Genomic DNA, 12,460 nt, shown 5'->3' on the forward strand with positions numbered 1-12,460 from the left:
TACTCGCTGCAGACCGAGTTGCGCCACTCCCAGAACCGTGAAGACGGCAAAGCATTGTATGGCGATATCGACAACAAGAGTTACGGCGCCATGACCACCCTGACAATCGGCGGTCATGGCGTGGGCCAGCGGTGGTGCAATGCCTCAGGACATAGACGGCATTTATGTTTTGCCGGGTACGCATTTATTTGTGAGACAGAGAATGGCTTCCTGAAGTGGCCATTCATTTACTCGAAGGAGCAGCAATGAAAATTGCAATAGTGGGCGCAGGGGCGATGGGCGGACTGTTTGGTGCGCGCCTGGCCTTGGCTGGACAGGACGTGTCTTTCGTGGAGGCGTCGGAGACGACCATCGAGGTCATCTCTCGCCAGGGCTTGCGCCTGGAGACGCCTGACGTACAGGAAAGCGTCAGGGTGCCGATCTCTCGTGCACACCAAGTGACAGGCCACTTCGACCTGCTGGTGATCTTTACCAAGGGGTTTCATACCGCCGCCGCCATCGAGTCAGTGCGCCACCTGGTGGGGCCGAAGACTTGGGCGCTTTCGGTGCAGAACGGGCTGGGCAATGCCGAGCTCATCGCCCGCGTGGTTCCGGCCGAGCGCATCATCGTCGGCATGACCAACTTGCCGGCAGACCTTGTCGCGCCTGGCGTGGTGCACAGCCACGGCGAAGGGCACATCAATATCTGGACAGGCAATGGTAAGGACAGCCCGACCGTGCACGAAATCGCGGCGAATTTTAGCCAGGCCGGTTTGCCGTGCAAGGCCGATCCGCAGGTGCAGGTGTCGATCTGGGAGAAGGTGGCGTTCAACGCAGCGCTCAATTCGGTTTGCGCGGTGACCCGCCGGACCGTGGGCGCGGTCGGCCACGCTGAAGAGGGACGGCAGGTGACCTCCCGCATCGTCAGCGAAACCGTGGCGGTTGCACAGGCTGCTGGCGTTGATGCTGATCAGCGGCGGGTTATCGCTGCTGTCGACTATGCCTTTCGCAATCACCAGCAGCACAAACCGTCGATGCTGCAGGATGTCGAGGCAGGTCGCAAAACCGAGATCGATTTCATCAATGGCGCGGTGGTCGAGCGTGGCAAGCGCCTGGGCGTCGCCACGCCAGTGCTGGAGATGCTGTTCAGCCTGGTGAAGTTGAGCGAAGGCTAGATTTCCCGGCGCTGAAGGCGAAACGCCTTCAGGGTCAGGTCCGTTGTGCGCTTGAAGAACCGTGAGAAGTAAGCCTGCTCGACGAACCCCAGGCTGTCGGCGACCTGGCCAACCGTCATCGAGGTGTAGATAAGATTGCGCTTGGCTTCGGTCATGATGCGCTGGGGCTCCCTGAAGTACTTTCGATCAGCAGCGTCAGGTTTTCCAGATACTGCAGGCCGCGCTCCCTGGGCTTGGCGGCCAACTGGTAGCACTCTCGTGAGCGCTGTGAAATCCACACCAGCAAGGTGACCCTGGTACTGTTTTCAGGGAGGAGATCAAAATTCAAAACCAGAGAGTACCATCAAAAATTCCATTGAAAAAACCGTGCTTCCCGTTGCTAACAGCTGCCAGAAAGTGCCAGACACAAAAACAAAAAAGCCCGCTGTTACGCGGGCTTACAGGTACTTTACTGCTTTTACGTGCAGGCTGTTGCCAGACGTGAAATCATTCCCACTCAATGGTCGCCGGCGGCTTACCGCTGATGTCATACACCACGCGGGAAATACCGTTGACTTCATTGATGATGCGGTTGGACACGCGGCCGAGGAAATCGTACGGCAGATGCGCCCAGTGCGCGGTCATAAAGTCGATGGTTTCGACAGCACGCAGGGAAACCACCCAGTCGTACTTACGGCCATCGCCCATGACGCCAACGGAGCGAACTGGCAGGAATACGGTGAATGCCTGGCTCACTTTGTTGTACAGATCGGCTTTGTGCAGCTCTTCGATGAAAATGGCATCAGCGCGACGCAGCAGGTCGCAGTACTCTTTCTTCACTTCGCCCAGCACGCGCACGCCGAGGCCCGGTCCCGGGAACGGGTGGCGATACAGCATGTCGTACGGCAGACCCAGCTCGAGGCCAATCTTACGCACTTCATCTTTGAACAGCTCGCGCAGGGGCTCAACGAGGCCCATCTTCATCTCTTTCGGCAGACCACCCACGTTGTGGTGAGATTTGATAACGTGCGCTTTGCCGGTTGCGGAAGCCGCAGACTCGATCACGTCAGGGTAGATAGTCCCCTGCGCCAGCCATTTCACATCTTCCAGCTTCAGCGCTTCTTCGTCGAAAACCTCAACGAATACACGGCCGATGATTTTACGCTTCGCTTCCGGATCGTTTTCCCCCGCCAACGCGGTCAGGAAACGCGCCTCGCCTTCAACGTGAACAATGTTCAGGCCGAAACGGTCGCCAAACATGTCCATAACCTGCTGGGCTTCATTCAGACGTAGCAGACCGTTATCCACGAAGACGCAGGTCAGGTTTTTGCCGATGGCGCGGTGCAGCAGCATAGCGGTAACGGAGGAATCCACGCCGCCGGAGAGGCCGAGAATCACTTTATCGTCGCCAACCTGCTGACGAATGCGTTCGATGGCATCGTCGATAATTTTGGCCGGCGTCCACAGCGCCTCACACTGGCAGATATCGCGTACGAAACGCTCAAGCATGCGCAGACCCTGACGGGTGTGGGTCACTTCCGGATGGAACTGCACGCCGTAAAAGCGCTTCTCTTCGTTAGCCATAATGGCGAACGGGCAGGTTTCGGTGCTGGCGACGGTGACGAAGTCAGACGGGATGGCGGTAACTTTGTCGCCGTGGCTCATCCAGACGTCCAGCATCGGCTTACCATCCGCGCTCAGCGCATCTTCAATACCGTGGATCAGGGCGCTATCGGTCTGAACTTCAACCTGCGCATAGCCAAACTCACGCTCATTAGACGCTTCAACGTGTCCGCCCAACTGCATAGCCATGGTCTGCATGCCGTAGCATACGCCGAATACCGGCACGCCGGCTTCGAAGACATACTGGGGCGCGCGCGGGCTGTTATCTTCGGTGGTGCTTTCCGGGCCGCCGGAAAGAATAATGCCGTTAGGATTAAACTCACGAATTTGAGCTTCAGTCACGTCCCATGCCCACAGTTCGCAATAGACACCTAATTCACGAACGCGACGCGCAACCAGCTGGGTGTACTGAGAACCGAAGTCCAGGATAAGAATACGATGTTTATGAATGTTATCCGTCATTGACGATAATTCCGAGGCAAGTAATACAGGTTAAATAAATCGCCCGGCGCGTGGCCGGGCGATGAAAATCAGGAGCCCATGCGGTAGTTCGGGGATTCCTTAGTGATGGTCACGTCGTGAACGTGGCTCTCCTGGATACCCGCGCCGCTGATGCGCACGAATTCCGCTTTGGTCCGTAGGGTGTCGATGGTACCACAACCGGTCAGACCCATACAGGAGCGCAGGCCGCCCATCTGCTGGTGAATAATCTCTTTCAGACGGCCTTTATAGGCGACGCGACCTTCGATACCTTCCGGCACCAGTTTGTCGGCAGCGTTATCGGTCTGGAAGTAGCGATCGGAGGAACCTTTAGACATCGCGCCCAGGGAACCCATACCGCGGTAGGATTTGTAAGAACGGCCCTGGTAGAGTTCGATTTCACCCGGGGATTCTTCGGTACCGGCCAGCATTGAGCCAACCATGACTGCGGCTGCGCCTGCGGCAATCGCTTTCGCGATATCGCCGGAGAATCGGATACCGCCGTCGGCAATAACCGGGATACCGGTGCCTTCCAGCGCTTCAACCGCGTCAGAAACGGCAGTGATCTGCGGAACACCCACGCCGGTCACGATACGAGTCGTACAGATGGAGCCAGGACCGATACCCACTTTCACCGCGCTGCAGCCGGCTTCCGCCAGCGCCCGAGCACCCGCGCCGGTCGCCACGTTACCGCCGATGATTTGCAGGTCAGGATATTTAGCGCGAGTATCACGGATACGCTGCAGTACGCCTTCAGAGTGGCCGTGCGAAGAGTCGATCAATAGAATATCTACGCCCGCGGCAACCAGCGCATCAACGCGCTCTTCGTTGCCCGCGCCCGCGCCAACCGCTGCGCCAACGCGCAGGCGACCTTGCTCATCTTTACAGGCGTTCGGTTTACGCTCCGCTTTCTGGAAATCTTTAACGGTGATCATGCCGAGAAGATGAAAGCTGTCATCCACAACCAGCGCTTTCTCAACGCGTTTTTCATGCATTTTGGCAAAAACCACTTCGCGGCTTTCACCTTCACGAACGGTAACCAGACGCTCTTTCGGCGTCATATATACGCTAACCGGCTGGTTCAGGTCGGTGACGAAACGCACATCGCGGCCGGTAATGATGCCGACCAGCTCGTTGTCTTCGGTGACCACCGGATAGCCAGCAAAACCGTTGCGTTCGGTCAGCACTTTAACTTCGCGCAGGGTAGTGGTTGGCAGGACGGTCTGCGGGTCGGTCACCACGCCGGATTCATGCTTTTTCACGCGCCTTACTTCTTCAGCCTGGCGTTCAATGGACATGTTTTTATGAATAAAGCCGATGCCGCCTTCCTGTGCCAGGGCAATTGCCAGACGCGCTTCAGTCACGGTATCCATTGCAGCGGAAAGCATAGGAATATTCAGACGGATGGTTTTCGTCAGCTGAGTGCTGAGATCGGCGGTATTTGGCAGAACGGTTGAGTGAGCGGGAACGAGGAGGACGTCGTCAAACGTCAGGGCTTCTTTAGCGATACGTAGCATGGGCAATATCTCGACCAGGGTGGATAAATATTGCCGTGGCATTATACAGAGCGTAACCGATTGCATCTACCCTTTTTTGCAAATAATACTTGCGATCCCCTCCCAGCAGGTTACTATCGACTGAATAACCTGCTGATTTAAAATTTGATCTTGCTCACATGTTGCCATCTCAATCCCCCTCAATTTACACGGTTAGCCGCCTCAATCAGTCGGTTCGGCTGCTGCTGGAACGTGAAATGGGGCAGGTGTGGATTAGCGGCGAGATTTCAAACTTCAGCCAGCCATCTTCTGGTCACTGGTACTTCACCTTAAAGGACGATAACGCCCAGGTGCGCTGCGCGATGTTCCGCAACAGCAACCGCCGCGTGACGTTCCGTCCGCAGCACGGGCAGCAGGTGCTGGTCCGCGCCAACATCACACTGTACGAGCCGCGCGGCGATTATCAGATCATCGTGGAAAGCATGCAGCCTGCGGGCGAAGGTCTGCTGCAGCAGAAATATGAACAGCTTAAGGCAGCGCTGGCGGCGGAAGGCTTGTTCGATCAGCAGCATAAAAAAACGCTCCCCTCCCCCGCGCACTGCGTCGGCGTCATCACCTCTAAAACCGGCGCTGCGCTGCATGATATTTTACACGTGCTCAAGCGCCGCGATCCTTCCCTGCCGGTCGTTATCTACCCGACCGCCGTACAGGGTGAAGATGCGCCGGGGCAGATCGTTCGCGCCATTGAACTGGCCAACGCGCGCCATGAGTGCGATGTGCTGATTGTCGGGCGCGGCGGCGGTTCGCTGGAAGATCTATGGAGCTTTAACGACGAGCGGGTGGCGCGGGCGATTTTCTCCAGCCCTATTCCCATCGTCAGCGCCGTAGGCCATGAGACCGACGTCACTATCGCCGATTTTGTTGCCGACCTGCGCGCGCCAACGCCATCCGCTGCGGCGGAAATTGTCAGCCGCAACCAGCAAGAGCTGCTGCGTCAGCTCCAGTCCGGGCAGCAGCGTCTTGAAATGGCGATGGACTACTTCCTTGCCAACCGCCATCGCCGCTTTACCCAGATTTTTCACCGCCTGCAGCAGCAGCACCCCCAGCTGCGGCTGGCCCGTCAGCAAACGGAACTGGAAAGATTGCGCCAACGCATGCGTTTCGCTCTTGAGACGCAGATGAAGCGCGCCGACCAGCGCCAGCAGCGCGCCGCGCAGCGCCTGAATCAACAAAATCCGCAGCCGCGCATTCACCGCGTCCAGAGCCGTATTCAACAGCTGGAATACCGGCTGGCGGAAAACATTCGCGCGCGTCTTGGCGAACAACGTGAACGCTTCGGTAATATGGTCACGCATCTGGAAGCCGTCAGCCCGCTGGCGACGCTCGCCCGCGGCTATAGCGTCACTTCCGCCAGCGACGGCAAAGTGCTGAAACAAACGACGCAGGTGCGCGAAGGTGACCTCCTCACGACCCGCCTGAACGACGGCTGGGTAGAGAGCGAAGTGAAGAACATCACGCCGGTGAAGAAAACCCGTACTCGCAAAAAAGCCTGATTATCCTGCCTTTTCGGCAGGGGATAACTATACTGCTGTCATGCCCTTTTAAAACGGTTTTATCCGGCTAAGGAGCGTGATATGCCAGAAGCTTATCCCCGTTATGTGATTCCGCCCTACATCTTACGTCGTATTGTCGATCGTGGTTCTCTTCAGCAACAGCGCTGCGCGCGGAACACCCTCAGCCATGTTCAGACCCTGATGGCGCACGTTCCGGGCCGCCCCGCCGCGGCCCACGTGACGACGCCGGGCCTGCTTGAGCGCGACATTTATGATGCCGGGCAGACCCAGGATCTGCCGGGTACCCAGGTTCGTTTTGAGGGACAGCCCTCCAACGGCGACGTAGCCGTTGATGAAGCCTATGACTATCTCGGCATCACCCATGATTTTTTCTGGAAGAGCTACCAGCGAGATTCGCTGGATAACCGCGGGTTGAAGCTTACCGGCAGCGTCCACTATGGTCACGAATATCAAAACGCGTTCTGGAACGGCCAGCAAATGGTATTTGGCGACGGGGATGGCGAGATTTTTAATCGTTTTACTATCGCTATTGACGTGGTGGCGCACGAGCTAAGCCACGGCGTGACGGAGAGCGAAGCCGGTCTCATCTATTTCGAACAATCCGGCGCGCTCAACGAATCACTATCAGATGTCTTTGGATCGCTGGTCAAACAGTATCAGCGCCAGCAGACGGCAGACAAAGCGGACTGGATCATTGGCGAGGGGCTACTCGCGAAAGGCATCCACGGTAAAGGTCTGCGCTCTATGTCGCAGCCTGGCACCGCTTATGATGACCCTATCCTTGGCAAAGACCCGCAACCCGCGCATATGAAAGACTTTGTTCATACCCAGCAGGATAACGGCGGCGTTCATATTAACTCCGGTATTCCTAATCACGCCTTTTATCTCGCCGCCAGCGCAATCGGTGGTTTTGCATGGGAAAAAGCGGGATATGCCTGGTACGACGCGGTGTGCGATCAATCTCTGGCAAAAGACGCCGACTTCTCGGCCTTTGCCAGACTGACGATTCACCATGGCGAGAAACGCTCTGGCAAAGAGGCCGCTGATGCGATTACTCAGGCCTGGGAGCGGGTCGGAGTCGCGCTATGAATCTCCCCGATCTCAGCGATGACGCGGTCATTGAGCTGGCGCGCGAGGGCGGTGTCGCCTGGATCCCGGCGCTCAGCGGGATGCGTAAGATTGTCGTTGCCCGGCTTAACGAGCAACAAAGGCAGCGGATCGCGACAATTCTCCAACAGTCGCTACCGCTGGGCAAGCCGCCAGGTCAGCCAGACTCGCCGGGGAGCGGCGACCAGCGTTTCTTCCGCATTCAGATAATTAGCGAACAGCATTATCACAGCCTGATTATCCTCATTCCCGAGGAGCGTGCGCCAAATTCACTGATTGAGCTCTGGCGCGACGGTGAAGGCTGCGTCAGCGATAAAGATTAAATCGGCACAAACTCGACGCGTTTTTTTGAAATCAGCCCGTGACCGTGCTGGCAGAAATAATCCACCGCGCCGCAGGCTTTTAAAACTTCTAGCGGCTTGTGGCAATCCGGGCAGCGGGCTTCAACAACATAATCTTTCGCACAATGCTCGCAATGGGCGCTATTGCCCTGCACAGCAAGCTGCGCATGGCATACGGGGCAATCAAATTCCATGGTGACTCCTGACGACGGGTATATCGCTTTATTTTATCACGGTTGCACAATCTGTGGCTGCTGCCAGTCATTAGCCTCCAGTAGGTTATTCGCCCCCTGCGGTCCGTCGCCTTTAATTTTATTCACCCTGCATACTGAATCGGGACTGAGCAAAAGCATCGTAGACCTGCTTATCGGTAAACGGCGGAAAAGTGGCCCGTTTAGCGGCATCTACCAGCGCGGCACAATAGGCTTTATGACCTTCACTCGTTGTCACGCTATTCAGTTTCCCCTCATCGCTAAAACTCAGATGTATCGTGCATTTTTTACCCGTCCAGCCGTAGCGATTGGATAACTGGGAATCAATAGACTCTTTTATCGCTCGCGCCTGTTTGCCATATTTATCGTTATCACTGAAGCGTCCGGAGCTACAGCTCCCAAGCGCTGATGTTTTATGACAGTCAGAAGGATGAAACGGCGTACAGCTGCTGGCTAAAATAACCAAACCGACCATCACTATTGTTTTTTTCATATCCCTGCCCCCATCGTTTGATACGATTCTCCCTACGTTCATTTACGTGCGTTCTACTTTAGCGAAAAGGAACGCCCCTGCTTTGAATACTGCCGGGCTGGTTTGGCGCTGGCACCTCTACGTAAGACGGCCCTGGCGTGAAATAAATGGTAATGATGTTATTGCTGGAAGGCTTCCCTTTGACGTATCGCCATTTTTCCATTGCGGCCCTGACTTCATTATCAAACATTCCGGAAGGATCGGAGTTTAATAACTGAACGTTAGTCACCCGCCCATTCTCATCAACGTCAAATTGCGCTTTAACCTGACCCGGTATCCCTTTTTTTTCGGCTTTCGCGGGATAAGCAGGCTTAACGCGTGGTTCAATCGGTTGTGATTCAGCGGCACAGGCTATAGGAATAAGAAACAGCATCAGGAGAGTTAAAAGGGTTTTCATTCTGACCTCATTGTCACAAAAATATTTATCCTCCTTGGTTTTTCTCACATTTATAACCCGGCCTCAAGCGAGTTTATTATTATTCTGCGCATGTACAATGGCGATAATAAAAAAGCCCGACGGGTGCGGGCTTTAGGTTTTTGATGCTAGCGGATAGCTTATTTACTTTTCTTGATGTGCTTAATCAAGCGCTTACGCTTACGCATCTGGTTCGGCGTCAGGGTATTACGTTTGTTGGCAAACGGGTTTTCCCCTTCCTTGAACTGAATACGAATCGGCGTGCCCATCACTTCCAGCGATTTACGGAAGTAGTTCATCAGATAGCGTTTGTACGAATCCGGCAGGTCTTTAACCTGGTTACCGTGAATAACCACGATCGGCGGGTTATAACCACCGGCGTGGGCATATTTCAGCTTCACGCGACGGCCGCGCACCAGCGGCGGCTGATGGTCTTCGGCAGCCATAGTCATAATGCGGGTCAGCATAGCGGTGCCCACACGACGGGTGGCGCTGTCGTACGCTTCGCGCACGGATTCAAACAGGTTGCCTACGCCGCTGCCGTGCAGCGCGGAGATAAAGTGCACGCGGGCAAAGTCAATAAAGCCCAGACGGAAGTCGAGGGTCTCTTTCACCTGCTCTTTAACTTCCTGGCTCAGGCCGTCCCATTTATTGACGACAATCACCAGCGAGCGGCCGCTGTTGAGGATAAAGCCCAGCAGGGAGAGGTCCTGATCGGAAATCCCTTCGCGCGCATCAATGACCAATAGCACCACGTTGGCATCTTCAATCGCCTGCAGCGTTTTGATCACCGAGAATTTTTCGACGACGTCAGTGATTTTGCCGCGCTTGCGCACGCCTGCGGTATCGATAAGGACGTATTCACGCTCATCGCGCTGCATCGGGATGTAGATGCTGTCGCGAGTGGTTCCCGGCATATCGTAAACCACCACACGATCTTCGCCCAGAATACGGTTGGTGAGCGTTGACTTACCCACGTTTGGGCGGCCCACAATCGCCAGCTTAATCGGCAGATCCTGCGGGTTAAAATCATCTTCCGGCTCTTCAACTGCTTCGCCGTTCTGCTCCGCTTCAAACTGCGCCCAGTATGCCGCGTCCTCGTCCACTTCTTCCGGCGGGTTCACCTCGTCAACCCACGGTAACAGCACGTGCTCAAGCAGGCTGGTGACGCCGCGGCCGTGCGAAGCGGCGATCGGGTAAATCTCGCCTAACCCCAGCGACCAAAAATCGGCAATCGCCTGATCGGCATCGATGCCATCAGTTTTGTTTGCCACCAGGAAGGTCGGCTTTTCACGAGAGCGCAGATGTTTAGCAATTGCCGAATCCGCCGGCATCAGGCCCGCACGCGCGTCGACCATAAACAGCACCACGTCCGCTTCTTCGATTGCCAGCAGCGACTGTTCCGCCATCCGCGTTTCTACGCCATCTTCGGTACCGTCAATCCCGCCGGTATCGATACAGATAAATTCGCGGCCTTCCACTTCAGCACGACCGTACTTACGGTCACGAGTCAGCCCCGGGAAATCCGCGACCAACGCATCGCGAGTGCGCGTTAAGCGGTTAAAAAGCGTGGATTTTCCAACGTTAGGGCGCCCGACAAGCGCGACCACAGGTATCATGTTAAATGCCTCATACTAAAATCGATACAACGCCATTTTCATGGCGTTTTTAAAAAAGCCAAAACGGCCCCTGTCTGTCAGGGGCCGTTTCTCAAAAATAGACTACCGCTGTTGTTAACGCGTAATCGCGTACAGCGTCCCGTCTTTCGCCTGAATCAGCAGTTTGCCGTCAGCAACAACCGGATCGGTCAGGAAGCCTGAGCTGTCTACCTTCTGCTGAGCCACAAAGTGACCATCTTCCGGGTTGACCCAGTGCATATAGCCTTCGCTATCGCCAACAACCAGGTTGCCATTATACAGCACAGGCGCCGTCAACAGGCGGTGCAGCAGATCGCTTTGCGTCCACAGCGTCACGCCGCCGTCGGTGGTGAGCGCCAGCAGACGGTCGTTTTGATCAACCAGGTAAATACGGTTGCCGTCGACGATGAAATCGTTCACTGAACCCAGCTCGCGTTTCCACATAATCTGGCCGCTGCGCAGATCCAGCGCCGTCAGGTTACCGTTGTAGGCCAGCGCATAAATCACACCGTTCACGATAACCGGCGTCGTATCGACGTCGTTAAGACGGTCGATTTCAGTCGGGCCGGTGGCGGTAGAGATACGCTGCTGCCAAATCATCTGGCCCTGCTGCATCAGCACCGCGCTGACGCGACCGTTATCGCCGCCCACAATCGCTGCGCCGTACGCGGTAGCCGGTGCGGATTCGCCGCGCAGAGAGAGCGCTGGCATATCCAGGTTAACGGTCCATTTCACCGCGCCGTCAGCTTCGTTCAGCGCCTGCAGCTGACCGTTAGTAGTATGAATAAGCACCATACCGTCGCTGACTACCGGACGGGAAATCGCTTCACCCGCCACGCTCGCTTCCCATGCGACGGTACCGTCGCTGGTGTTCAGCGCGTAAACTTTCGCTTTTTCGCTACCGATATAAACATGGCCGCCGGAGACGGTCACGCCGCCGGAGAGCAGCGCAGGCGCGCGGGAGAACCAGCCGTCTTTCTCGGCCAGGTTAACCGACCACACCTCTTTGCCGTCGCCTGAATTCAGGGCTTTAACGGTGCCTTTACGATCGGCGGCATATACAACGCCATCAGCAAAAGCCGGGTGCAGGTTAGAGTAGAATTCGCCAATACCGCCGCCAACGGAGGTGCTCCAGGACGTGGACGGCGTAAACTGGTTTTCCACCGTCGGCAGTGGCGACATTTTCACCACATCTTCTTCGCTGTTAAACAGCGAACAACCGCTCAATAAGGTAACGGAAAGCAGCCCTGGCAAAAGTAATTTACGCAATTGCATCGAGTCCCTCTCAGATGGACAAATTATTTATTTTCATACGCATCATTTCGCTGAGCGCCGGTGAAGCATCGCTTTTCGCGCCCGCTTCCCATGCCGCTTTCGCCCCTTGCTTATCGCCTTTGCTCAGCAGGATCTCGCCGCGCAGGTCGGCGACAATCGCGGTCCAGCCTTCGCCTTTCACGGCATCCAGGGTTTTCAGCGCGGCATCAGGCTGCTTAAGCTGCAGCTGTACGCGAGCAAGACGCATATTGATAACCGATTTCAGGTTATCATCAGAAGCGGCTGCCAACCCCTGCTGAAGCTGCTTTTCAGCGTTCTGCAGGTCGTTTTTATCGACAAACTGCTGCGCCAGCTCAAGAGACGCAAACGCACCATAGGTGTTTTTGCTATCGGCGGCAAATTTCTGCGCAGCGTTCAGCGCTTCTGGTTTATCCGATTTGAGCGCGGAAATCGCATTTTCATAAGCCAGAGACGAGCCCCTGGCGGTGTCCAGTTGATGGGAGGTCCAGTAGCGCCAGCCAACCAGCGCGCCAACGCCCAAAATCACCCCGACGGCCAGCGCCTTGCCATTTTCAGCAAAGAAACGCTTTAACGCATCGACCTGATCGTTTTCGTTATTGTAAAGTTCCACGCAG

14 protein-coding genes are annotated in these 12,460 nt (G+C 55.9%); 5 read left to right on the top strand and 9 right to left on the bottom strand.

Annotated features, from left to right (window positions below; all coding sequences use genetic code 11):
* Positions 1-18: 18 nt before the first annotated feature.
* Both KCG39_RS28080 and KCG39_RS11480 read left to right on the top strand, forming a co-directional pair.
* A complete protein-coding gene (locus KCG39_RS28080; RefSeq protein ID WP_420844549.1) occupies positions 19-249 on the top strand; it encodes a hypothetical protein in 231 nt (76 codons plus the stop codon).
* Positions 246-1,154, top strand: coding sequence for a ketopantoate reductase family protein (locus tag KCG39_RS11480; protein ID WP_142468029.1), 909 nt, complete (start codon positions 246-248; stop codon positions 1,152-1,154). The genes KCG39_RS28080 and KCG39_RS11480 overlap by 4 nt, the downstream gene beginning before the upstream one ends.
* Here KCG39_RS11480 and KCG39_RS11485 read toward each other — a convergent pair.
* From KCG39_RS11485 to guaB, 3 genes are all read right to left on the bottom strand, one after another.
* Positions 1,151-1,309, bottom strand: coding sequence for a helix-turn-helix domain-containing protein (locus tag KCG39_RS11485; RefSeq protein ID WP_049112977.1), 159 nt, complete (start codon positions 1,307-1,309; stop codon positions 1,151-1,153). The genes KCG39_RS11480 and KCG39_RS11485 overlap by 4 nt on opposite strands.
* Positions 1,310-1,640: 331 nt before the next feature.
* Positions 1,641-3,218, bottom strand: coding sequence for a glutamine-hydrolyzing GMP synthase (gene guaA / locus KCG39_RS11490; RefSeq protein ID WP_004123537.1), 1,578 nt, complete (start codon positions 3,216-3,218; stop codon positions 1,641-1,643).
* Positions 3,219-3,286: 68 nt separating this feature from the next.
* Entirely contained in the window at positions 3,287-4,753 is a 1,467-nt protein-coding gene (gene guaB, locus KCG39_RS11495) for an IMP dehydrogenase (RefSeq protein ID WP_004123540.1), read from the bottom strand.
* A 158-nt stretch (positions 4,754-4,911) separates the two neighbouring features.
* Between guaB and xseA the strand changes: the two genes are divergently transcribed.
* The 3 genes from xseA to KCG39_RS11510 all read left to right on the top strand — a co-directional run bounded on the left by xseA (position 4,912) and on the right by KCG39_RS11510 (position 7,736).
* Positions 4,912-6,285, top strand: coding sequence for an exodeoxyribonuclease VII large subunit (gene xseA, locus KCG39_RS11500; protein WP_004123541.1), 1,374 nt, complete (start codon positions 4,912-4,914; stop codon positions 6,283-6,285).
* 81 nt (positions 6,286-6,366) lie between these two features.
* Positions 6,367-7,395 carry a M4 family metallopeptidase gene (locus tag KCG39_RS11505; RefSeq protein ID WP_004123543.1) on the top strand — a complete coding sequence of 343 codons (1,029 nt, stop codon included), beginning with the start codon at positions 6,367-6,369 and terminating at the stop codon, positions 7,393-7,395.
* Complete coding sequence (locus KCG39_RS11510) at positions 7,392-7,736, top strand: protealysin inhibitor emfourin (RefSeq protein WP_082236876.1); 345 nt, start codon at positions 7,392-7,394, stop codon at positions 7,734-7,736. Before KCG39_RS11505 ends, KCG39_RS11510 begins: the two co-directional genes overlap by 4 nt.
* Here the strand turns inward: KCG39_RS11510 and KCG39_RS11515 are convergent.
* The 6 genes from KCG39_RS11515 to KCG39_RS11540 form a co-directional block, all read right to left on the bottom strand.
* Positions 7,733-7,948 carry a zinc ribbon domain-containing protein gene (locus tag KCG39_RS11515; protein ID WP_004123550.1) on the bottom strand — a complete coding sequence of 72 codons (216 nt, stop codon included), beginning with the start codon at positions 7,946-7,948 and terminating at the stop codon, positions 7,733-7,735. The two genes, KCG39_RS11510 and KCG39_RS11515, sit on opposite strands and share 4 nt — an antisense overlap.
* Positions 7,949-8,066: 118 nt before the next feature.
* Positions 8,067-8,459, bottom strand: coding sequence for a cell envelope integrity TolA C-terminal domain-containing protein (locus KCG39_RS11520; protein ID WP_049112963.1), 393 nt, complete (start codon positions 8,457-8,459; stop codon positions 8,067-8,069).
* Positions 8,460-8,517: 58 nt separating this feature from the next.
* The gene (locus tag KCG39_RS11525) at positions 8,518-8,895 is read right to left on the bottom strand and encodes a TonB family protein (RefSeq protein ID WP_142468030.1); all 378 of its coding nucleotides are present in this window, start codon (positions 8,893-8,895) and stop codon (positions 8,518-8,520) included.
* Positions 8,896-9,053: 158 nt separating this feature from the next.
* Positions 9,054-10,532, bottom strand: a complete 1,479-nt coding sequence (gene der, locus KCG39_RS11530) for a ribosome biogenesis GTPase Der (RefSeq protein ID WP_004123577.1) — start codon at positions 10,530-10,532, stop codon at positions 9,054-9,056.
* A 114-nt stretch (positions 10,533-10,646) separates the two neighbouring features.
* Positions 10,647-11,825, bottom strand: coding sequence for an outer membrane protein assembly factor BamB (gene bamB, locus KCG39_RS11535; RefSeq protein WP_004104478.1), 1,179 nt, complete (start codon positions 11,823-11,825; stop codon positions 10,647-10,649).
* A gap of 10 nt (positions 11,826-11,835) precedes the next feature.
* The gene (locus KCG39_RS11540; RefSeq protein ID WP_004123578.1) at positions 11,836-12,456 is read right to left on the bottom strand and encodes a YfgM family protein; all 621 of its coding nucleotides are present in this window, start codon (positions 12,454-12,456) and stop codon (positions 11,836-11,838) included.
* Positions 12,457-12,460 lie beyond the last annotated feature (4 nt).

The organism is Klebsiella pasteurii (genome assembly GCF_018139045.1).
Classification (GTDB): Bacteria; Pseudomonadota; Gammaproteobacteria; order Enterobacterales; family Enterobacteriaceae; genus Klebsiella; species Klebsiella grimontii.